This window comes from Rhodanobacter sp. Col0626, from assembly GCF_049994385.1.
In the GTDB taxonomy this organism is placed as follows: Bacteria; Pseudomonadota; Gammaproteobacteria; order Xanthomonadales; family Rhodanobacteraceae; genus Rhodanobacter.
In genome coordinates this window covers 3,255,519-3,277,621 of record NZ_CP188260.1, presented here as the reverse complement: position 1 = coordinate 3,277,621, position 22,103 = coordinate 3,255,519, and the positions used below count along the sequence as shown (strand labels likewise).

The 22,103-nt window shown below is 62.1% G+C and carries 23 protein-coding genes; all 23 read left to right on the top strand.

What is annotated here, in order from left to right; translation table 11 throughout:
* Positions 1-26: 26 nt before the first annotated feature.
* The 23 genes from rplK to rplX all read left to right on the top strand — a co-directional run bounded on the left by rplK (position 27) and on the right by rplX (position 22,101).
* On the top strand, positions 27-455 hold the full coding sequence (rplK, locus tag ACPPVV_RS14470; RefSeq protein ID WP_426700578.1) for a 50S ribosomal protein L11: 429 nt from the start codon (positions 27-29) through the stop codon (positions 453-455).
* A gap of 3 nt (positions 456-458) precedes the next feature.
* A complete protein-coding gene (gene rplA / locus ACPPVV_RS14465) occupies positions 459-1,166 on the top strand; it encodes a 50S ribosomal protein L1 (protein ID WP_426700577.1) in 708 nt (235 codons plus the stop codon).
* 350 nt (positions 1,167-1,516) lie between these two features.
* Positions 1,517-2,050: a 50S ribosomal protein L10 gene (rplJ, locus tag ACPPVV_RS14460; protein WP_426700576.1), complete on the top strand. Its 534-nt coding sequence runs from the start codon at positions 1,517-1,519 to the stop codon at positions 2,048-2,050.
* A gap of 45 nt (positions 2,051-2,095) precedes the next feature.
* Complete coding sequence (rplL, locus tag ACPPVV_RS14455; RefSeq protein WP_426700575.1) at positions 2,096-2,464, top strand: 50S ribosomal protein L7/L12; 369 nt, start codon at positions 2,096-2,098, stop codon at positions 2,462-2,464.
* A gap of 377 nt (positions 2,465-2,841) precedes the next feature.
* Positions 2,842-7,002 carry a DNA-directed RNA polymerase subunit beta gene (gene rpoB, locus ACPPVV_RS14450; RefSeq protein ID WP_426700574.1) on the top strand — a complete coding sequence of 1,387 codons (4,161 nt, stop codon included), beginning with the start codon at positions 2,842-2,844 and terminating at the stop codon, positions 7,000-7,002.
* Between the two features lie 131 nt (positions 7,003-7,133).
* Complete coding sequence (gene rpoC / locus ACPPVV_RS14445; protein ID WP_426700573.1) at positions 7,134-11,348, top strand: DNA-directed RNA polymerase subunit beta'; 4,215 nt, start codon at positions 7,134-7,136, stop codon at positions 11,346-11,348.
* Positions 11,349-11,525: 177 nt separating this feature from the next.
* On the top strand, positions 11,526-11,900 hold the full coding sequence (gene rpsL, locus ACPPVV_RS14440) for a 30S ribosomal protein S12 (RefSeq protein WP_056386848.1): 375 nt from the start codon (positions 11,526-11,528) through the stop codon (positions 11,898-11,900).
* A gap of 12 nt (positions 11,901-11,912) precedes the next feature.
* Positions 11,913-12,380: a 30S ribosomal protein S7 gene (gene rpsG, locus ACPPVV_RS14435; RefSeq protein WP_072757771.1), complete on the top strand. Its 468-nt coding sequence runs from the start codon at positions 11,913-11,915 to the stop codon at positions 12,378-12,380.
* A gap of 184 nt (positions 12,381-12,564) precedes the next feature.
* Complete coding sequence (gene fusA, locus ACPPVV_RS14430; protein ID WP_426700572.1) at positions 12,565-14,694, top strand: elongation factor G; 2,130 nt, start codon at positions 12,565-12,567, stop codon at positions 14,692-14,694.
* Between the two features lie 49 nt (positions 14,695-14,743).
* Positions 14,744-15,934, top strand: a complete 1,191-nt coding sequence (tuf, locus tag ACPPVV_RS14425) for an elongation factor Tu (protein WP_426700571.1) — start codon at positions 14,744-14,746, stop codon at positions 15,932-15,934.
* Positions 15,935-16,374: 440 nt separating this feature from the next.
* On the top strand, positions 16,375-16,686 hold the full coding sequence (gene rpsJ / locus ACPPVV_RS14420; protein WP_007082173.1) for a 30S ribosomal protein S10: 312 nt from the start codon (positions 16,375-16,377) through the stop codon (positions 16,684-16,686).
* A 20-nt stretch (positions 16,687-16,706) separates the two neighbouring features.
* Complete coding sequence (gene rplC, locus ACPPVV_RS14415; protein WP_426700570.1) at positions 16,707-17,348, top strand: 50S ribosomal protein L3; 642 nt, start codon at positions 16,707-16,709, stop codon at positions 17,346-17,348.
* An 11-nt stretch (positions 17,349-17,359) separates the two neighbouring features.
* Positions 17,360-17,962: a 50S ribosomal protein L4 gene (rplD, locus tag ACPPVV_RS14410; RefSeq protein WP_426700569.1), complete on the top strand. Its 603-nt coding sequence runs from the start codon at positions 17,360-17,362 to the stop codon at positions 17,960-17,962.
* Positions 17,959-18,252, top strand: coding sequence for a 50S ribosomal protein L23 (gene rplW, locus ACPPVV_RS14405; RefSeq protein WP_426700568.1), 294 nt, complete (start codon positions 17,959-17,961; stop codon positions 18,250-18,252). Before rplD ends, rplW begins: the two co-directional genes overlap by 4 nt.
* A 17-nt stretch (positions 18,253-18,269) precedes the next feature.
* Positions 18,270-19,094: a 50S ribosomal protein L2 gene (rplB, locus tag ACPPVV_RS14400; RefSeq protein ID WP_426700567.1), complete on the top strand. Its 825-nt coding sequence runs from the start codon at positions 18,270-18,272 to the stop codon at positions 19,092-19,094.
* Positions 19,095-19,106: 12 nt separating this feature from the next.
* Entirely contained in the window at positions 19,107-19,379 is a 273-nt protein-coding gene (gene rpsS / locus ACPPVV_RS14395) for a 30S ribosomal protein S19 (protein ID WP_007082178.1), read from the top strand.
* Entirely contained in the window at positions 19,379-19,714 is a 336-nt protein-coding gene (rplV, locus tag ACPPVV_RS14390) for a 50S ribosomal protein L22 (RefSeq protein WP_426700566.1), read from the top strand. The genes rpsS and rplV overlap by 1 nt, the downstream gene beginning before the upstream one ends.
* 15 nt (positions 19,715-19,729) lie before the next feature.
* The gene (rpsC, locus tag ACPPVV_RS14385; protein WP_426700565.1) at positions 19,730-20,482 is read left to right on the top strand and encodes a 30S ribosomal protein S3; all 753 of its coding nucleotides are present in this window, start codon (positions 19,730-19,732) and stop codon (positions 20,480-20,482) included.
* Between the two features lie 11 nt (positions 20,483-20,493).
* Complete coding sequence (rplP, locus tag ACPPVV_RS14380) at positions 20,494-20,907, top strand: 50S ribosomal protein L16 (protein ID WP_426700564.1); 414 nt, start codon at positions 20,494-20,496, stop codon at positions 20,905-20,907.
* Positions 20,907-21,092: a 50S ribosomal protein L29 gene (gene rpmC, locus ACPPVV_RS14375; RefSeq protein WP_426700563.1), complete on the top strand. Its 186-nt coding sequence runs from the start codon at positions 20,907-20,909 to the stop codon at positions 21,090-21,092. Before rplP ends, rpmC begins: the two co-directional genes overlap by 1 nt.
* 12 nt (positions 21,093-21,104) lie before the next feature.
* Positions 21,105-21,389, top strand: coding sequence for a 30S ribosomal protein S17 (gene rpsQ, locus ACPPVV_RS14370; protein ID WP_426700562.1), 285 nt, complete (start codon positions 21,105-21,107; stop codon positions 21,387-21,389).
* A gap of 14 nt (positions 21,390-21,403) precedes the next feature.
* Positions 21,404-21,772 (top strand): 50S ribosomal protein L14, encoded by a 369-nt coding sequence (rplN, locus tag ACPPVV_RS14365; protein WP_007513359.1) that lies wholly within the window; start codon positions 21,404-21,406, stop codon positions 21,770-21,772.
* A gap of 14 nt (positions 21,773-21,786) precedes the next feature.
* The gene (gene rplX / locus ACPPVV_RS14360; RefSeq protein WP_077442341.1) at positions 21,787-22,101 is read left to right on the top strand and encodes a 50S ribosomal protein L24; all 315 of its coding nucleotides are present in this window, start codon (positions 21,787-21,789) and stop codon (positions 22,099-22,101) included.
* Positions 22,102-22,103 lie beyond the last annotated feature (2 nt).

Genomic DNA, 22,103 nt, shown 5'->3' with positions numbered 1-22,103 from the left:
GCGCCTGGACTCGCGAGGAAAATCCCATGGCAAAGAAAGTTGTCGGTTACATCAAGTTGCAGGTCAAGGCCGGTCAGGCCAATCCGTCGCCACCGGTCGGTCCGGCGCTGGGTCAGCGCGGCCTGAATATCATGGAATTCTGCAAGGCGTTCAATGCCGCCACGCAGAAGCTGGAACCGGGTCTGCCGATTCCGACCATCATCACCGCTTACTCCGATCGCAGCTTCACCTTCATCACCAAGACTCCGCCCGCCACGATCCTGCTGAAGAAGATCACCGGCGTCGCCAAGGGTTCGCCGAAGCCGAATACCGACAAGGTCGGCAAGGTCACTCGCAAGCAGCTGGAAGATATCGCGAAGCAGAAGGAGCCGGATCTGACGGCTGCCGATCTCGACGCCGCGGTGCGCACCATTTCCGGTAGCGCCCGCAGCATGGGCCTTGTGGTGGAGGGTTAAGACATGGCAAAGCTCACGAAGCGTATGAAGTCGGCTCAGGCCGCAGTGCAGCCGGGCAAGTTCTATGGCCTGGAAGAAGCCCTGAAGATCGTCAAGGACAACGCCAAGGCCAAGTTCGCCGAGTCGGTGGACGTGGCCGTGCGCCTGGGCATCGACGCGAAGAAGTCGGACCAGGGCGTGCGTGGTTCCTCGTTGCTGCCGCATGGCACCGGCAAGACCGTCAAGGTTGCCGTGTTCTGCCCGCCGGGCGAAAAGGCCGAGGCCGCCAAGGCCGCCGGTGCCGACGCCGTCGGCATGGACGACCTGGCCGAGCGCATGCAGGCTGGTGATCTCGACTTCGGTCGCGTGATCGCCACGCCGGACGCGATGCGCGTGGTCGGCAAGCTCGGTCAGCTGCTGGGCCCGCGTGGCCTGATGCCGAACCCGAAGGATGGCTCGGTCACCGCCGATGTCGCCACCGCGGTCAAGAATGCCAAGGCCGGCCAGGTGAAGTTCCGTAACGACAAGGCGGGCATCATCCACGCCACCATCGGCAAGGCGAGCTTCGATCCGGCACAGCTGGCGGACAACCTGAACACGCTGATCGCCGATGTGATCAAGGCCAAGCCGTCGACGGCCAAGGGTGTGTTCCTGCAGAAAGTGGCCTTGTCCAGCACGATGGGCGTCGGCGTCACCGTCGATACCGCGTCGCTGACCCTCGCCGCCAAGTAAGACTTAAGTCCTGCGCCGATCCCGCGGTCGGTGCAGGCAAGTTTTTGAGGGCAGTCCCGGCGTTCGATGAATTCCGGAACCGCTGTCAAAGACCGCAGGCGCGATCAACGCGCGACGACGACGGGCAGGGAGCTCGGCAGTTGGCAGGGAATCGCCGCGTCGCCAACGGGGTCGCTTAATCGGGTTTCTCGCAAATCCGGCCTGCGCAGATGGTGCTGCCCCTTCTGGAATGGTTTGTTTCTGGAAAGGCCAACACCCGGGGCACCGAAGTGCCCCCGACGTCATGGAAGGCGTCGCCCAGGACCGCAAGCGGCAGGAGCCGTGAGCGGAGTTCATTTGGAGGAGTGCTAATGGCTCTCAATCTGTCTCAGAAGCAAGAAGTAGTCGCCGAACTGGCAGAAGTTGCCGCGAAGGCTCACTCCCTGGTCGCTGCCGAGTATGCAGGCACCACGGTCGCTCAGATGACCGCGATGCGCAAACAGGCCCGCGAATCCGGTGTGTACTTGCGAGTTGTCAAGAACACGCTGGCGTCGCGCGCCGTGGCCGGTACCGAATTCGAGGTCGTCAAGGACGCCCTGGTCGGTCCGCTGCTGTATGCATTCTCGACGGAAGAACCCGGCGCTGCCGGGCGTCTGATCAAGGAATTTGCCAAGGGCAACGACAAGCTGAAGGCGAAAATCGTCTCGGTGGAAGGCAAGCTGTTGCCGGCTGAGCACGTCGATGTGCTGGCCTCGCTGCCGACCCGCGAACAGGCGCTGGCCATGCTGGCCCGCGTACTGGCCGAACCGGCCACGATGTTCGCCCGTGTCGTCAAGGCTGTGGCCGATCAGCAGGGTGGCGGCGAAGTCGCCGTCGAAGCCCCGGCCGAAGCCGAGCCCGCCTAAGTTCAACGTCTCACTAACCGAACCCATTTCCAGAGGTAAATCAAAATGTCCCTGTCCAACGAACAGATCGTTGAAGCCGTCGCCACCAAGTCGCTCATGGAAGTGATGGACCTGGTGAAGGCCATCGAAGAGAAGTTTGGCGTGACCGCCGCCGCCCCGGTTGCCGCGGCTGGCCCGGCCGCTGCCGCCCCGGTTGCCGAAGCGCAGACCGAGTTCGACGTCATCCTGAAGAACGCCGGCGCCAAGAAGGTCGACGTGATCAAGGCTGTCCGCGCGATCACCGGCCTGGGCCTGAAGGAAGCCAAAGACCTCACCGAGGCCGGCGGCGTCCTGAAGGAAGCCGTGTCGAAGGAAGACGCCGAGAAGTTCAAGAAGGACCTCGAAGCTGCCGGCGCAACGGTCGAACTGAAGTAATTGGCGCCTTGCGCGCCGTCAGTTTGATCTAGCGTCAAGCAAGCCTGGGGGCGTGAGCCCCCGGGCTTTGCCTGCTTAGGCGGGAAAGGGGAATGGAGAATCTGAAATCGCAATGAAAGCGCCGTACGCCGCTTTCGACGATTCCCGATTCTCGATTCCCAAATCCCGGTGAGGTGTCGAAAACATCTCGCGGCGAGCCAAGGATGGCTCGCCCACCCACCAAGCGCGGTTGCTTGATGGGTAGGGAGCGGGTCCGGACATGTGCCGGATTCGCGGTGTCGGGGAAGGGCAGGAGCCCTTTTTCCCGACAAGACAAATTATCCATTCAGCCGGTGTGTGCACCACCGGCGTCACTGCGAACCGAGGCGCTACCGATCATGGCCTACTCGTTTACCGAGAAGAAACGCATCCGCAAGGACTTTGGCAAGCGTCCGCCCGTACTGGGCGTGCCAAACCTGCTGACCATCCAGACTGATTCCTATCGGGAGTTCCTGCAGGAGCATGTCGCGCCCAAACAGCGCGGCGAGAAGGGTTTGCATGCCGCGTTGAAGTCGGTGTTTCCGATTTCCAGCTATTCGGGCAATGCAGCGCTGGAATACGTCGACTATCGCCTCGGCGAACCGGCGTTCGACGAGCGCGAGTGCCGCAACCGCGGCATGACCTATGGTGCGCCGCTGCGCACCACCGTGCGCCTGGTCATCTATGACAAGGACAGCCCGGCGTCGAAGAAGGTGGTCAAGTACATCAAGGAGCAGGAGGTCTACATGGGCGAAATTCCGCTCATGACCGACACCGGCACCTTCATCATCAACGGCACCGAGCGCGTGATCGTCTCGCAGCTGCATCGTTCGCCCGGCGTGTTCTTCGATCACGACCGCGGCAAGACGCACAGCTCGGGCAAGTTGCTGTTCTCCGCCCGCGTGATTCCTTACCGCGGTTCGTGGCTGGACTTCGAGTTCGACCCGAAGGACGCGCTGTTCACCCGCATCGACCGTCGCCGCAAATTGCCGGTGACGGTACTGCTGCGTGCGCTCGGCTACAACAACGAGGAGATGCTGGGCATCTTCTTCGAGCACAACGTGTTCCATCTCGGCAAGAAGGGTGGCACCACGCTTGAGCTGGTGGCCGAACGCCTGCGCGGCGAAACGCTGAGCTTCGACCTGGCGATCGGCGGCAAGGTGCTGGTGGAAGCCGGCAAGCGCATCACCGCGCGTCACGTGCGCCAGCTGGCGGCCGAGAACATCACGGCGCTGGAAGTGCCGGACGATTATCCGATCGGCCGCATCCTGGCTACCGACATCGTCGACAGCAAGACCGGCGAGTTGCTGGCCTCGGCCAATGACGAGATCGTCGCCGAACAGCTGGAAGCGTTCCGCAAGGCCGGCATCGAGACCGTGCCGACCCTGTACGTCAACGATCTCGATCGTGGCGCGTACATCTCGCATACCCTGCGCATCGACAACACCAAGACGCCGCTGGAGGCGCTGGTGGAAATCTATCGCATGATGCGTCCGGGCGAACCGCCGACCAAGGACGCCGCGCAGAACCTGTTCTTCAATCTGTTCTTCACCTTCGACCGTTACGACCTGTCGGCCGTGGGCCGGATGAAGTTCAACCGTCGCGTGGGCCGCAAGGAAATTCTCGGCCCGGGCGTGCTGTACGACCACAAGTATTTCAGCGAGCGCAAGGAAGAAGCGTCCCAGGTGCTGGTCAAGGAGCAGGGCGAATCGTCCGACATCCTCGACGTGCTGAAGGTGCTGATCGACATCAAGAACGGTCACGGTACCGTCGATGACATCGATCACCTGGGCAACCGTCGCGTGCGTTCGGTCGGCGAGATGGCGGAGAACACCTTCCGCATCGGCCTGGTGCGCGTCGAGCGCGCCGTGCGCGAGCGCCTGTCGCTGGCCGAGGCCGATGGCCTGACCCCGCAGGACCTGATCAACGCCAAGCCGGTCGCGGCGGCGGTGAAGGAGTTCTTCGGCTCCTCGCAGCTGTCCCAGTTCATGGATCAGAACAACCCGCTGTCGGAAGTGACGCACAAGCGCCGCGTTTCCGCGCTCGGGCCAGGCGGCCTGACCCGCGAACGCGCCGGCTTCGAAGTGCGTGACGTGCATCCGACCCATTACGGTCGCGTCTGCACCATCGAAACGCCGGAAGGTCCGAACATCGGCCTGATCAACTCGCTGGCCGTGTATGCCCGCACCAACTCGTACGGCTTCCTCGAGACGCCGTACCGCAAGGTCGCGAACAGCAAGGTCACGGACAAGGTCGATTACCTGTCGGCCATCGAGGAAGGCGATCACGTGATCGCGCAGGCGAACTCGCCGCTCGACAAGCACGGCGGTTTTATCGAGGACTTCGTGTCCTGCCGTTTCCGTGGTGAGTCCGAGCTGCGTCCGGCTGCCGAAGTCGACTACATGGACGTCTCGCCGATGCAGACTGTGTCGGTCGCAGCGGCGCTGGTGCCGTTCCTCGAGCACGACGATGCGAACCGCGCGCTGATGGGCGCGAACATGCAGCGTCAGGCCGTGCCGACCCTGCGTTCGCAGACCCCGCTGGTGGGCACCGGCATCGAGCGCGCCGTGGCGCGTGACTCCGGCGTCATCGTTTCCGCCAAGCGCGGCGGCGTGATCGACCAGGTCGATGCGGCCCGCATCGTGGTGCGCGTCAACGAGGAAGAGGTCGGCGACAACGACGCCGGCGTCGACATCTACACGCTGACCAAGTACACCCGCTCCAACCAGAACACCAACCTCAACCAGCGTCCGCTGGTGAATGTCGGTGACGTGGTGGCGAAGGGCGATACGCTGGCCGACGGTTCGTCGACCGATCTGGGCGAGCTCGCGCTTGGCCAGAACATGCTGATCGCGTTCATGCCGTGGAACGGCTACAACTTCGAAGACTCGATCCTGCTCTCCGAGCGCGTCGTGCAGGAAGATCGCTACACCTCGATCCACATCGAGGAGCTGTCCTGCATTGCGCGTGACACCAAGCTGGGTGCCGAGGAAATCACCGCCGACATCCCGAACGTGGGCGAGCAGGCGCTCGCACGTCTGGACGAGTCGGGCATCGTGTACATCGGTGCCGAAGTGAAGGCCGGCGACATCATGGTCGGCAAGGTCACGCCGAAGGGCGAGAGCCAGCTGACCCCGGAAGAAAAGCTTTTGCGCGCGATCTTCGGCGAGAAGGCGTCCGACGTGAAGGACTCGTCCTTGCGCGTGCCGCCGGGCATGGATGGCACAGTCATCGACGTGCAGGTCTTTACCCGCGACGGCATCGAGAAGGACAAGCGCGCCAAGCAGATCGAGGAAACCGAGGTCAAGCGGATCCGCAAGGATCTGGACGACCAGTTCCGCATCCTGGAAGGCGCGATCTACAGCCGCATGCGCACCCAGCTGGTCGGCAAGTCCGCGATGAGCGGTCCGGGCGGTCTGAAGCGCGGAACCGAGATCACCGATGCCTACCTGGACGGCTTGAAGAAGGACGACTGGTTCAAGATCAACGTCAAGGATGAGGAAGTCACCGAGTTCCTCGAGCGCGCGGCCGATCAGGTCAAACGCCACAAGGAGGAGTTCGACAAGCGCTTCAAGGAGAAGCAGGGCAAGATCACCCAGGGCGACGACCTCGCGCCGGGCGTGCTGAAGATGGTCAAGGTGTTCCTGGCCGTGAAGCGTCGCATCCAGCCGGGTGACAAGATGGCGGGTCGTCACGGCAACAAGGGCGTGGTGTCCAATGTGGTGCCGGTCGAAGACATGCCGTACTCCGCCGACGGCGTGCCGGTCGACATCGTGCTGAACCCGCTGGGCGTGCCTTCGCGCATGAACATCGGCCAGATTCTGGAAGTCCATCTGGGCTGGGCCGCCAAGGGCCTGGGCAAGAAGATCCAGAAGATGCTCGAGGCGCAGGAGAAGGTTGCCAAGATCCGCGAGTTCCTCGACCAGATCTACAACAGCCACGTTGCGGGCGCGGTGCAGCACGTCGACCTGAAGTCGCTCACCGACAAGGAGATCTTCACGCTCGCCACCAACCTGCAGGAAGGCGTGCCGATGGCGACGCCGGTGTTCGACGGTGCCGAAGAGACCGAGATCAAGGCGATGCTGAAGCTGGCGGATCTGCCCGAGTCGGGTCAGACCATGCTGTATGACGGCCGCACCGGCGAGGCGTTCGATCGCCCGGTCACCGTGGGCTACATGCATTACCTGAAGCTCAACCATCTGGTCGACGACAAGATGCATGCACGCTCCACCGGTCCGTACTCGCTGGTCACCCAGCAACCGTTGGGCGGCAAGGCGCAGTTCGGTGGTCAGCGCTTCGGCGAGATGGAAGTGTGGGCACTGGAAGCCTACGGCGCGGCCTACACCCTGCAGGAAATGCTGACGGTGAAGTCCGACGACGTGCAGGGTCGCAACCAGATGTACAAGAACATTGTCGACGGAAACCACGAGATGTCCGCGGGCATGCCGGAGTCCTTCAACGTGCTGGTGAAGGAGATCCGCTCGCTCGCCATCGACATCGATCTGGAAGAGATCAAGTGATCGACGGGGTTCGGGATTTGGAATTCGGGATTTGCAGAAGCAAACCCGCGTTCCGACCCCGGATCCCGCAAGCCTGATCTTGTTCGAATTGCGGACCTCGACCCAAGAATTTGCTCCGACCGGAGACTCAAATGAAAGACCTGCTTAATCTGTTCAACCAGCAGCGCGCGACGCCGGATTTCGACGCGATCAAGATCGCGTTGGCCTCGCCGGAGCTGATCCGTTCGTGGTCGTACGGCGAAGTGAAGAAGCCGGAAACCATCAACTACCGCACCTTCAAGCCGGAGCGTGACGGCCTGTTCTGCGCCGCCATCTTCGGACCGGTGAAGGACTACGAGTGCCTGTGCGGCAAGTACAAGCGCATGAAGCATCGTGGCGTGGTCTGCGAGAAGTGCGGCACGGAAGTGACGCTGGCCAAGGTGCGTCGTGAGCGCATGGGCCACATCGAGCTGGCCAGCCCGACCGCGCACATCTGGTTCCTCAAGTCGTTGCCCTCGCGCATCGGCCTGATGCTGGACATGACCCTGCGTGACATCGAGCGCATCCTGTACTTCGAGGCCTTCGTGGTGATCGATCCGGGCATGACCGCGCTCGAGCGCGGCCAGCTGCTCAGCGAAGACCAGTACCTGGAAGCGACCGAAGAACACGGCGACGAGTTCGACGCGCGCATGGGTGCCGAGGCGGTATTCCATCTGCTGAAGTCGCTCGACCTGCCGGGCGAAGTGATTCGCCTGAAGGAAGAGATCACCTCCACCAACTCCGAGACCAAGCTGAAGCGGCTGACCAAGCGCGTCAAGCTGATCGAGGCGTTCCTGGAATCCGGCAACAAGCCGGAGTGGATGGTATTGACCGTTCTTCCCGTGCTGCCGCCGGACCTGCGTCCGCTGGTGCCGCTGGACGGTGGCCGTTTTGCCACCTCCGATCTGAACGACCTGTATCGCCGTGTGATCAACCGCAACAACCGCCTGAAGCGGCTGCTCGAACTCAATGCGCCGGACATCATCGTGCGCAACGAGAAGCGCATGCTGCAGGAATCAGTCGATGCGCTGCTCGACAACGGTCGTCGCGGTCGTGCCATCACCGGCACGAACAAGCGCGCGCTGAAGTCGCTGGCCGACATGATCAAGGGCAAGCAGGGCCGGTTCCGCCAGAACTTGCTCGGCAAGCGCGTGGACTACTCCGGTCGTTCGGTGATCGTGGTCGGTCCGACCCTGCGCCTGCACCAGTGCGGCCTGCCCAAGAAGATGGCGCTCGAGCTGTTCAAGCCGTTCATTTTCGCCAAGCTGCAGGCGCGTGGCGAAGCCACCACCATCAAGGCGGCGAAGAAGCTGGTCGAGCGGGAGGAGGCCCAGGTGTGGGACATCCTCGAAGAGGTGATCCGCGAGCATCCGGTGCTGCTGAACCGTGCGCCGACCCTGCATCGTCTGGGCATCCAGGCGTTCGAGCCGAAGCTCATCGAAGGCAAGGCGATCCAGCTGCATCCGCTCGTCTGCACGGCATTCAACGCGGACTTCGACGGCGATCAGATGGCCGTCCATGTGCCGCTGTCGATCGAGGCGCAGCTGGAAGCGCGCACGCTGATGATGTCGTCCAACAACATCCTCAGCCCCGCCAACGGCGAGCCGATCATCGTGCCGACCCAGGACGTGGTGCTGGGCCTGTATTACATGACCCGCGAGCTGATCAACGTCAAGGGCACCGGCATGGTGTTCTCGGGCATTTCCGAGGCGCGTCGTGCCTACGACAATCGCGCCGTCGAATTGCACGCGAAGGTCAAGGTGCGCCTGAAGCTGGTGCACATCGCCGAAGACGGTACCCGCACCAACGAAACCAAGATCGTCGATACGACGGTCGGTCGCGCGCTGCTGGCCGAGATCCTGCCGGAAGGCCTGCCCTTCGAGCTGGCCAACACCGAGCTGACCAAGAAGAACATCTCGCGCCTGATCAACTCCAGCTATCGCCTGCTGGGCCTGAAAGAGACCGTGGTGTTCGCCGACAAGCTGATGTACACCGGCTATCGCTTCGCCACGCGTGCGGGTATCTCGATCGGCATCGATGACATGCTGATCCCGGCCGAGAAGAAGCCGATCCTGGAAGAGGCCGAGAAGGAAGTCGTCGAGATCCAGCAGCAGTATCAGTCGGGTCTGGTCACCGCCGGCGAGCGTTACAACAAGGTCGTCGACATCTGGTCGCGCACCAGCGAGCTGGTGGCGAAAGCCATGATCGACGGCATCGGCACCGAGAAGGTGATCGATGCCGACGGCAAGACGGTCAACCAGAAGTCGATGAACTCGCTGTACATCATGGCCGACTCCGGCGCCCGTGGCTCGGTGGCGCAGATCCGTCAGCTGGCCGGTATGCGCGGCCTGATGGCGCGTCCGGACGGCTCGATCATCGAGACCCCGATCAAGGCCAACTTCCGCGAAGGCCTGAACGTGCTGCAGTACTTCAACTCCACCCACGGCGCTCGTAAGGGCCTGGCGGATACCGCGCTGAAGACCGCGAACTCCGGTTACCTGACCCGCCGACTGGTCGACGTGGCGCAGGACGTGGTCATCACGATGGACGACTGCGGCACCGAGAACGGCGTGATCATGCAGCCGATCGTCGAAGGTGGCGACGTGGTCGAGCCGTTGCGCGAGCGTGTGCTCGGCCGCGTGGTGGTTGAGGATGTGTATGCGCCGGGCGATGACGATCAGCCGATCGTCACTCGCGACACCTTGCTCAACGAGGCCCTGGTCGAGAAGCTCGACAAGGCCGGCGTGCAGGTGCTCAAGGTGCGTTCGCCGATCACCTGCCAGGCTACCCATGGCGTGTGCAAGCTGTGCTACGGCCGCGATCTGGCCCGTGGTCACCTGGTCAACATGGGCGAGGCCGTGGGTGTGGTTGCTGCGCAGTCGATCGGTGAGCCGGGTACCCAGCTGACCATGCGTACGTTCCACATCGGTGGTGCCGCATCGCGTGCCGCTGCAGTGGACAACGTGACGGTGAAGACCACCGGTTCGCTGAAATACAACAACCTCAAGTCCGTGCAGCACAAGCAGGGCCACATGGTTGCGGTGTCGCGCTCCGGCGAGCTCAGCGTGATCGATGCCAGCGGTCGCGAGCGCGAGCGCTACAAGGTGCCGTACGGCGCCATCATCGCAGTCAAGGATGGTGCGTCGGTCAAGCCTGGCCAGACCGTGGCGAACTGGGATCCGCATACCCATCCGATCGTCACCGAAGTGGCCGGTGTGGTGCGCTTCATCGACTTCCTCGACGGCGTCACCGTGCAGAGCCAGACCGATGAACTGACCGGTCTGGAGTCGGCGGTGGTCACCGATCCGAAGCGTCGCGGCGCGCAGGCGAAGGACCTGCGTCCGATCGTGCGCCTGGAAGATGCCAAGGGCCGCGAGCTGAAGTTGCCGGGTACCGATATTGCCGCGCAGTACTTCCTGCCGGCCGGTGCGATCGTGTCGATCCAGAACGGTGCCGAAGTGGGCGTGGGCGACGTGGTTGCACGTATCCCGCAGGAAACCTCGAAGACCCGCGACATCACCGGTGGTCTGCCGCGCGTGGCCGATCTGTTCGAGGCACGCAAGCCGAAGGAGCCGGCGATTCTGGCCGAGCGCTCCGGCATTATCAGCTTCGGCAAGGACACCAAGGGCAAGCAGCGTCTGATCATCAAAGACGTCGACGGCAACGAGCACGAGGAGCTGATTCCGAAGTGGCGTCAGGTCATCGTGTTCGAGGGCGAGCATGTGGAGAAGGGCGAAACCGTCGTCGACGGCGAGCCGAGTCCGCATGACATCCTGCGCCTGCTGGGCGTGGAGCCGCTGGCCTCGTACCTGGTCAAGGAAATCCAGGACGTGTATCGCCTGCAGGGCGTGAAGATCAACGACAAGCACATCGAAGCGATCATTCGCCAGATGCTGCGCAAGGTCGAGATCGTCGAGCCGGGCGACAGCCATTACCTGCGCGGCGAGCAGATCGAACGCGTGCGTATCAATGGCGAGAACGACCGTGCCACCGCCAAGGGTGAGCGTCCGGCCGAATATCAGTCCATCCTGCTGGGCATCACCAAGGCCTCGTTGGCGACCGAGTCGTTTATTTCGGCCGCCTCGTTCCAGGAAACCACCCGCGTCCTTACCGAGGCGGCGGTTCGTGGCACGCGCGATACCTTGCGTGGCTTGAAGGAAAATGTTATTGTCGGCCGTCTTATTCCGGCAGGTACGGGTCTGGCGTACCACGCAGCGCGTCGTCGCCAGGGCGGTTTGTCCGCCTCGGACCTGGAAACTCTCTCCAGTTCCACGCCTGCGGCCTCGTTTGCCGAGGCTCCGGTCGGTAGTGATAACGGTGTCGAGTAAATCCGTTCAGGATTTTTCTCGCTGACATACGAAATGAGGTGCAGGGACGCACCTCGTGTTCGGGTCCAGGACGGCTGAGCACTGGCTTGCCTATGGCGGGCTGCTCATGTTAAATTCCCGCTTCTTGGCAGACCGAGCTTATTCGGGCTGCCTTTATGTTTTCAGGAACAGCTTCGCATGACGACAGTCAACCAATTGGTGCGCAAATCCCGCAGCCCCAAGACCTACAAGAGTGGGTCGCCGGCACTGCAGAGCAGCCCGCAGCGTCGTGGTGTCTGCACGCGCGTTTACACGACCACCCCGAAAAAGCCGAACTCGGCCTTGCGCAAGGTTGCCAAGGTACGCCTGACCAATGGCTTCGAGATCATCAGCTACATCGGTGGTGAAGGTCACAATCTGCAGGAGCACTCGGTGGTGCTGATCCGCGGCGGTCGCGTCAAGGATCTGCCCGGTGTGCGTTACCACACGGTGCGCGGCAGCCTCGATTGCGCTGGTGTCACCAAGCGTCGTCAATCGCGCTCGAAGTACGGCGCCAAGCGCCCGAAGAAGTAAAGGACTCGAAACATGTCGCGTAAAGGTTCACATCCCGCCCGTCTGATCCTGCCGGATCCGAAGCATGGCAGCCAGCTGATCGCCCGTTTCATCAACATGGTGATGAAGAGCGGCAAGAAGTCCGTGGCTGAAAGCATCGTTTACGGTGCATTGCAGCACATTGGCGAAAAGAATGCCGAGCCGGTGGCTCTGGTCGAGAAGGCGCTCAACAACATCGCTCCGGCGGTCGAGGTGAAGTCCCGTCGTGTCGGTGGCGCCACCTACCAGGTGCCGGTTGAAGTGCGTCCGGGTCGCCGCATGGCACTGGCGATGCGCTGGGTCATCGATGCCGCCCGCAAGCGTGGCGAGACTTCGATGCCGCGCAAGCTGGCTGCCGAGTTGCTCGAAGCTTCGGAAAGCCGTGGCGGCGCTGCCAAGAAGCGCGAAGAGACGCATCGCATGGCAGAGGCCAACAAGGCCTTCTCGCATTACCGCTGGTAAGCATTTGTCTCGCCGTCGTCCATGACGGCGAAGAACAAGGCCGCCGTTGATGGCGGGATTCTGAAGTTCGATCCGCCACCCTTGGCGGCATGAACAAGCCGGCACTCGTGCCGGACTCTTACTAAAAGCGTGGCCCGGACGGCTGCATAAAATCGGGCAGGCAGCCCGGTACAGGTACATATCAATGGCACGCACCACTCCAATCGATCGCTACCGCAACTTCGGCATCATGGCCCACATCGATGCCGGCAAGACCACCACCACGGAGCGCATCCTGTTTTACACCGGCGTCAGTCACAAGATTGGCGAGGTGCATGACGGCGCGGCCACGATGGACTGGATGGAGCAGGAGCAGGAGCGTGGCATCACCATCACGTCGGCGGCCACGACGGCGTTCTGGAAGGGCATGGATGGCTCGCTCGACCAGCATCGCTTCAACATCATCGATACCCCGGGACACGTGGACTTCACCATCGAGGTCGAGCGTTCACTGCGCGTGCTTGACGGCGCGGTGTTCGTGCTGTGCGCCGTCGGTGGTGTGCAGCCGCAGTCGGAAACCGTGTGGCGTCAGGCCAACAAGTACAGGGTGCCGCGCCTTGCGTTCGTCAACAAGATGGATCGCACCGGCGCCAACTTCGACAAGGTGGTCGAGCAGCTGAAGGCGCGTCTCGGCGCGCACCCGGTGCCGATGCAGGTGCCGATCGGCGCCGAAGAAGGCTTCGAGGGCGTGATCGACCTGCTCAAGATGAAGGCGGTCGTCTGGGATATGGAATCTCAGGGCATGAAGTTCGAGTACCGGGATATTCCGGCGGACCTGGCCGACAAGGCTGCCGAGGCGCACTCCTTCATGGTGGAGTCCGCTGCCGAAGCGACCGAAGAGCTGATGAACAAGTATCTCGAAGGGGGTGACCTCAGCGAGAGCGAGATCGTCGGAGGCCTTCGTCAGCGCACGCTCGCCAACGAAATCATCCCGGTTTACTGCGGCACGGCATTCAAGAACAAGGGCGTCCAGGCGATGCTTGACGCGGTGGTGCAGCTGCTGCCGTCGCCCGCCGACCGTCCGCCGGTTGCCGGTATCGACGAGGACGAGCAGGAAGCCACGCGCCCGGCTAACGATGCCGCGCCGTTCTCCGCGCTTGCGTTCAAGATCATGACCGATCCGTTCGTCGGCTCGCTGACGTTCTTCCGCGTCTACTCGGGCACGCTGAATTCCGGCGATGCCGTGTACAACCCGGTCAAGAGCAAGAAAGAGCGCGTCGGCCGTATCCTGCAGATGCACGCCAACGAGCGTCACGAGCTGAAGGAAGTCCGTGCCGGCGACATCGCTGCCGCGGTCGGCCTGAAGGATGTGACGACCGGTGACACGCTGTGCGCGCAGGATCACATCATCACCCTGGAGCGGATGACGTTCCCGGAGCCGGTGATCTCCATGGCGGTCGAGCCGAAGACCAAGTCGGATCAGGAAAAGATGGGCATTGCCCTCGGTCGCCTGGCCGCGGAGGATCCGTCATTCCGCGTGCGTACGGACGAGGAATCGGGTCAGACGATCATCTCGGGCATGGGCGAGCTGCACCTGGATATCCTGGTGGACCGCATGCGCCGCGAGTTCAACGTCGAGGCCAATGTCGGCAAGCCGCAGGTGGCCTACCGCGAGACGATCCGCACGAGCGACGTCAAGTCGGATTACAAGCACGCCAAGCAGTCCGGCGGCAAGGGCCAGTACGGTCACGTCGTGATCGAGATGTCTCCGATTTCCGCCGCTGATCGTGCTGACGAGAAGATCGCCGCGGGCATCAAGGACGACTTCCTGTTCATCAACGACATCACCGGCGGCGTGATTCCAAAGGAATTCATCCCGTCGATCGAAAAGGGTCTGCGCGAAACCATCACCAGCGGTCCGCTGGCTGGCTTCCCGGTGGTCAACGTGAAGGCCAAGCTGATCTTCGGTTCCTACCATGACGTCGATTCTTCGGAAATGGCGTTCAAGCTCGCCGCCTCCATGGCTTTCAAGCAAGGCTTCTCGAAGGCCAGTCCGGTTCTTCTCGAGCCGATCATGAAGGTCGAGATCGTGACGCCCGAAGACTACATGGGCGACGTGATGGGTGACATCAGCAAGCGTCGCGGCATGCTCACGGGACAGGAAGACACCCCGTCGGGCAAGACGATCAATGCCGAGGTTCCGCTGGGTGAAATGTTCGGCTATGCGACGACCATTCGTTCGCTGACCCAGGGTCGTGCCACGTTCACCATGGAATTCGACCATTACGCCGAAGCGCCGAGCAACATCGCCGAGCAGGTCATGAAGAACGCCTGATAAGGCTTTCTTTCTCCAAATAACATAGTTCTTTCAGAGGTTTTGAGTCATGGCAAAGGGTAAATTCGAACGCACCAAGCCGCACGTCAACGTCGGCACGATTGGTCACGTGGATCACGGCAAGACGACGCTGACGGCTGCGCTGACGAAGGTCGGAGCGGAACGTTTCGGTGGCGAGTTCAAGGATTACAGCGCGATCGACGCGGCGCCGGAAGAGAAGGCGCGCGGCATCACGATCTCGACCGCCCACGTGGAATACGAGTCGCCGATGCGCCATTACGCGCACGTCGACTGCCCGGGCCATGCTGACTATGTGAAGAACATGATCACCGGTGCAGCGCAGATGGACGGTGCGATCCTGGTGTGCTCGGCCGCGGACGGCCCGATGCCGCAGACGCGCGAGCACATCCTGCTGAGCCGTCAGGTCGGCGTGCCGTTCATCGTGGTCTACCTGAACAAGGCGGACATGGTCGATGACGCCGAGCTGCTCGAGCTGGTCGAGATGGAAGTGCGCGAGCTGCTGTCCAAGTACGACTTCCCGGGCGACGACACCCCGATGATCCACGGTTCGGCCAAGCTGGCGCTGGAAGGCGACCAGAGCGAGATCGGCGTGCCGTCGATCATCAAGCTGGTCGATGCGCTGGACAGCTACATCCCGGAGCCGGTGCGCGTGATCGATCGCCCGTTCCTGATGCCGGTGGAAGACGTGTTCTCGATTTCCGGCCGCGGCACCGTGGTGACCGGTCGTATCGAGCGCGGCATCATCAAGGTGGGCGACGAAATCGAAGTGGTCGGTATCCGCGATACGCAGAAGACCACGGTCACCGGCGTGGAAATGTTCCGCAAGCTGCTGGATCAGGGTCAGGCGGGCGACAACGCCGGTCTGCTGCTGCGCGGCCTGAAGCGTGACGACGTGGAGCGTGGCCAGGTGTTGGCCAAGCCGGGCACGATCACCCCGCATACGGACTTCGAGGCTGAGGTGTATGTGCTGTCGAAGGACGAGGGTGGCCGTCATACGCCGTTCTTCAAGGGCTATCGCCCACAGTTCTACTTCCGCACGACCGACGTGACGGGCGCCTGCCAGTTGCCGGAAGGCGTGGAAATGGTGATGCCGGGCGACAACGTGAAGATGGTGGTGAGCCTGATCCACCCGATCGCGATGGACGAAGGCCTGCGTTTCGCCATTCGCGAAGGCGGCCGCACCGTCGGCGCCGGCGTGGTGGCCAAGGTCATCAAGTAACGACGAGAGGTCCGGCCAGGCCGCTATCGCGGTTTGGCCAGGCCGGCTTCTCTTGCCGGCCACGCTTTGTAGGGAGGTCCTGACAGATTTGTCGCTGGACCACTTCACTAAGTGGATATTTACAGGTATACTTCGCAGCTCACTTGTCGAGCAGGGGTTTCCCCTGATCGATCTACCGCGAAATGAGGCACAGGATGTGCTTCGAGTTCGCCGGCCGGGATGGCCCTCGCAAATCGACGTAATCATCGGGCAGGTCCTGTTGATCACGTTTTTGCGTGAAGTGCAAATTCTGTCCAAGCGAGCCTTTTGTGCTCGCTTGGCTTTTTCGAGTTCGGGTCGTGCGGTTTTTCTCACGATGCCGTTTGGCGGTAAAAGGCAGTGCGGGACGGTGAGAAGCCGTTTCGTTTCACAGTACGTTCTTTCGACAACAGGACACGGTTATGGCGAACCAGAAGATTCGGATTCGGCTGAAGGCATACGATCATCGACTGATCGACCGCTCGGCCAGCGAGATCGTCGAGACGGCAAAGCGCACGGGTGCCACGGTACTCGGCCCGATTCCGCTCCCGACCAAGATCGAGCGTTACACCATTCTGACGTCGCCGCACGTCGACAAGGATGCACGCGACCAGTACGAGACCCGTACCCACAAGCGTGTACTCGACATCGTCGACCCGAACGACAAAACCGTGGACGCGCTCATGAAGCTTGATCTCGCCGCTGGCGTCGATGTTCAGATCAAGCTCGGTTGAGCGACAGACAGGATACGAAAATGAGTATCGGATTGGTTGGCCGCAAATGCGGTATGAGCCGACTCTTCACTGAAGATGGCCGTTCGATTCCGGTGACGCTGATTGAAGCGACGCCGAATCGGGTGACTCAGCTGAAGACGGACGATAACGATGGCTACAGCGCCGTCCAGGTTTCGGCGGGCAGCAAGCGCGCAAACCTGCTGACGCAGCCGCTGAAAGGCCACTACGCGAAGGCCAAGGTTGAGCCGGGTCGTGGTTTGTGGGAATTCCGCGTAGCTGCCGAGGATCTCGGCAAGTACGAAGTGGGCGCCGAGATCAAGGCGGACGACGTGTTCACCGTCGGCCAGATCGTCGATGTCGCCGGCGTGTCGAAGGGCAAGGGTTTCCAGGGCACGATCAAGCGCTGGAACTTCAAGATGGGTGACGCTACCCACGGTAACTCGCTGTCGCATCGCGCGCCGGGTTCCATCGGTCAGCGCCAGACTCCCGGTCGCGTGTTCCCGGGCAAGAAGATGTCCGGCCACATGGGTGCGGTTAACCGCACGCAGCAGGGTCTGGAAGTGGTCAAGGTCGACGCCGAGCGTCATCTGATTGCGGTGAAGGGTGCGGTACCGGGTGCAACCGGTGGCGACGTCATCATCCGCCCGACGACCAAGAGCTGAGGAGAGACGCCATGGAACTCAATGTTATTGGCGCCAAGTCACTCAACGTGTCGGACGAAGTGTTCGGCGGTGAGTACAAGAAGGCCCTCGTTCACCAAGTCGTGGTTGCCTATCAGGCAGCCGGTCGTGCCGGTACCCAGTCGCAGCTGTCGCGCGGCCAGATGTCCGGTACTACCAAGAAGTTCAAGAAGCAGAAGGGCGGTGGTGCCCGTCACGGTGATTACCGTGCGCCGATCTTTGTCGGTGGTGGCCGCACTTTCGCAGCCAAGCCGCGCAGCTACGAGCAGAAGGTTAACCGCAAGGCCTACCGTGTCGCGATCCGTTCGATCTTTTCCGAACTGATCCGCCAGGACCGCCTGAAGGTTGTCGAGAGTTTTGGCGTCGAGACGCCGAAGACCTCGGCGATGGTGGCCAAGCTGGCTGAGTTGCAAGTGTCTGGTCGCGTTCTGCTGGTGTCGGAAGATGCTTCCGAATCGGTGTTCCTGGCCGCCCGCAACATCCCGTATATCCATGTGCTGGACGTGATGGCGCTGAACCCCGTCAGCCTGGTCGGTTCCGACCATGTGGTGATGACGGTTGACGCCGTGAAGAAGGTCGAGGAGTGGCTGGCATGAACAACGAACGCATTCTCGATACGCTGCGCGCGCCGCACATTTCCGAGAAATCGGCGCGGCTGGCCGAGCACAACCAATATGTATTCGTGGTCGCTCCCGCGGCGACCAAGGCCGATGTCCGCGCTGCCGTGGAGAAGCTGTTTGACGTGAAAGTCCAACAGGTGAATCTCGTCAACACCAAGGGCAAGGTCAAAGCCTTCCGTCAACGCGCTGGCAGCCGCCAGGGCAAGCGCAAGGCCTATGTGCGTCTCGCCGATGGCCAGACCATTGACGTGTCCGCCAAGGCCTGAGCCAGGAGTTCTGAGAGATGGCACTAATCAACCACAAGCCGACCTCGCCGGGCCGTCGTGACGCTGTCAGCGTCAAGACGGAAGGCCTGTACAAGGGCGCGCCGTATGCGCCGTTGACAGAGTCGCAGTCCCGTACCGGCGGTCGCAACCACCATGGCCGCATCACCGTGCGTCATCGCGGCGGCGGTCACAAGCAGCATTACCGCATCATCGATTTCAAGCGCGACAAGGAAGGCATCGCCGCCCGCGTCGAGCGCATCGAATACGATCCGAACCGCACCGCGCACATCGCGTTGCTGTGCTACGCCGATGGCGAGCGTCGTTACATCATCGCGCCGAAGGGCGTGCAGGTGGATGATCGCCTGGTGTCCGGCCGCGATGCGCCGATCAAGGCTGGCAACTGCCTGCAGCTGCGCAACATTCCGATGGGCAGCACGATTCACTGCATCGAACTGCGTCCCGGCAAGGGCGCGCAGATCGCCCGCAGCGCCGGCGCCTCGGTGCAGCTGGTAGCCCGTGAGTCCGGTTACGCCACGTTGCGCTTGCGTTCCGGCGAGATGCGTCGCGTCTCGGTCGACTGCCGCGCCACCATCGGCGAAGTCGGCAACGGCGAGCACAGCTTGAAGAAGCTGGGCAAGGCCGGCGCCAAGCGTTGGCTGGGTATTCGTCCGACCGTTCGCGGTGTGGTGATGAACCCGGTCGACCATCCGCACGGCGGTGGTGAAGGCAAGACTTCTGGCGGTCGTCATCCGGTCAGCCCATGGGGCACGCCGGCGAAGGGTTACAAGACCCGTAACAACAAGCGCACGCAGCAGTTCATCGTGCGTCGTCGTACCAAGTAACAGGAAGCCGACATGCCGCGTTCTCTGAAGAAAGGTCCGTTCGTCGACCTTCACCTCGTAAAGAAGGTGGAAGCTGCGGTTTCCGCCAACAACAAGCGTCCGATCAAGACCTGGTCGCGCCGCTCGATGATCCTGCCGGAAATGGTCGGCTTGACCATCGCCATCCACAACGGCCGTCAGCACGTGCCCGTACTGATCAACGAGAACATGGTCGGGCACAAGCTCGGCGAGTTCGCGGTGACCCGTACGTTCAAGGGCCATGTCGGCGACAAGAAGGGTAAGTGATGAGCACTGAAGCCAAAGCGATCCTGCGTGGCGCCCGCATTTCGGCGCAAAAGGCACGCCTGGTGGCTGATCTCGTCCGCGGGCTTCCCGTGGGCCGGGCCAGCGACGTGCTCACCTTCACCAACAAGAAAGCCGCGCTCCTTGTCCGCAAGGTGCTGCTGTCGGCCGTCGCCAACGCCGAGAACAATCTCGGTGCCGACGTCGATGAGCTGAAGGTGTCCAGCATTTTCGTCGACGAAGGTCCGGCGATGAAGCGCATGCACGCCCGCGCCAAAGGCCGCGGTTCGCGCATCCTGAAACGTACCAGCCACATCACTGTGGTCGTCGGCAACTGACTGAGGATATAGACGATGGGTCATAAAGTTCATCCCACCGGTATCCGCCTCGGCATTGCCAAGGACTGGAACTCGAAGTGGTTCGCCAACAAGCGTGATTACGCGAAGTATCTCGTGGCCGACATCAAGGTCCGCGACATGCTGAAGAAGAAGCTGGCTGCCGCCGGTATCTCCCGCATCCAGATCGAGCGTCCGGCGAAAACCGCACGCGTGACGATCCACACCGCCCGTCCGGGCGTGGTGATCGGCAAGAAGGGTGAGGATATCGAGAAGCTGCGCAAGGAAGTCAGCGACATGATGGGCGTTCCGACGCACATCAACGTCAATGAAGTGCGCAAGCCCGAGCTGGACGCACAGCTGGTGGCGGAGTCGATCGCACAGCAGCTGGAGCGTCGCATCATGTTCCGCCGGGCCATGAAGCGTTCGGTCGGCAACGCGATGCGCCTGGGCGCGCTGGGCATCAAGATCAACGTATCCGGTCGTTTGAACGGTGCCGAGATTGCCCGTTCCGAGTGGAGCCGCGAAGGTCGCGTGCCGCTGCATACGCTGCGCGCCGACATCGACTACGGCTTTGCCGAGGCGAAAACCACCTACGGCATCATCGGCATCAAGGTGTGGGTCTACAAGGGCGAGATCTTCGATCTGGCTGCGGCCAGCCAGGAGTCGAAGGACGAGTCGTCGCAGCCGCGCCGCGAAGGTGGCGAAGGTCGTCGTAATGATTCGCGTCGCGAGGCCGGTGACGGCCGCCGCGAGCGGTCTGCGAAGTAAGGAGAGTTGCCATGTTGCAACCCAAGCGAACCAAGTACCGCAAGCAGTTCAAGGGCCGTAACGACGGTCTGGCTCAGTGCTCCAATCTCGTCAGCTTTGGCGAGTACGGCCTGAAGGCAACGACCCACGGTGCGCTCACCGCGCGCCAGATCGAGGCCGCCCGTCGTTGCATCACCCGTTTCGTCAAGCGTGGCGGCAAGTTATGGATCCGCGTGTTCCCCGACAAGCCGATCACCAAGAAGCCGATCGAAGTCCGAATGGGCGCCGGCAAGGGCAGCGTCGAGTTCTGGGTCGCACCGATCCAGCCTGGTCGCATGCTTTATGAAATTGAAGGCGTCGACGAGTCGACGGCACGCGAGGCATTTCGCCTGGCCGCCGCCAAGCTCTCGGTGCAGACCCAGTTTGTTTCCCGGGCGGTGATGTGATGGCCAGCAAAGATATCAACAACCAGTCGGCCGAAGAGTTGCAGCAGCATCTGCTGGACCTGCGCAAGGAGCAGTTCAACCTGCGCATGCAAAAGGGTTCCGGCCAGCTCACTCAGCCGCACCAGCTTCGCCGCGTTCGGCGTGACATCGCCCGCACGAAGTTTGTGCTCGGCAGCAAGAAGTAAGGGACGGCCGACATGAGCGCTACCAAGATTCAAGAAGTTCAAGCGGAAACCAAGCAGGCGCGTACCCTCGAGGGTCGGGTCACCAGCAACAAGATGGACAAGACAGTCACCGTGCTGGTCGAGCGCCAGGTGCAGCATTGGCTGCTCGGCAAGATCATCCGCCGGTCGACCAAGTTGCATGCGCAGGACGACCTGGGCGCGAACGAGGGTGACCTCGTGCGTATCGCCGAGTGCCGTCCGTTGTCCAAGACCAAACATCACCGCGTGGTTGAGATAATCACGCGCGCCAACGTCTAAGGGAGGGTGCAGACATGATCCAGATGCAAAGCACGCTTTCCGCAGCGGACAACAGCGGCGCGAAGGAATTGATGTGCATCAAGGTGCTCGGCGGCTCCAAGCGCCGTTACGCCGCGATCGGTGACGTCATCAAGGTCACCGTGAAGGATGCGATCCCCCGTGGCAAGGTAAAGAAGGGTGAGGTGTACAACGCCGTGGTGGTTCGTACCGCCAAGGGTGTGCGCCGTCCCGATGGTTCGCTGATCCGTTTCGACGGCAACGCAGCGGTCCTCCTCAACAACAAGCTCGAGCCGATCGGCACCCGTATTTTCGGGCCGGTTACCCGCGAGCTGCGCAGCGAGAAGTTCATGAAGATCGTCTCGCTTGCCCCCGAAGTGCTCTGAGCGGAGTCAAGACAATGAACCGTATCCGCAAAGGTGATCAGGTCCTCGTGATCACCGGCAAGAACAAGGGTCAGCGCGGCGATGTGCTGCGTGTTGCAGGCGAGCGAGTGTTCGTCTCCAACGTGAATCTGGTCAAGCGTCACACCAAGCCGAATCCGCAGGCCAACCAGGCTGGCGGCATCGTCGAGCGTGAAGCTTCGATCCATCTCTCCAATGTGCAGCTGTTCAACCCCGCCACGAACAAGGGTGAACGCGTCGGCACCAAAACGCTCGAAGATGGGCGCAAGGTCCGCGTGTTCCGTTCGACTGGCGAGGTCGTGGACGCGTAAGG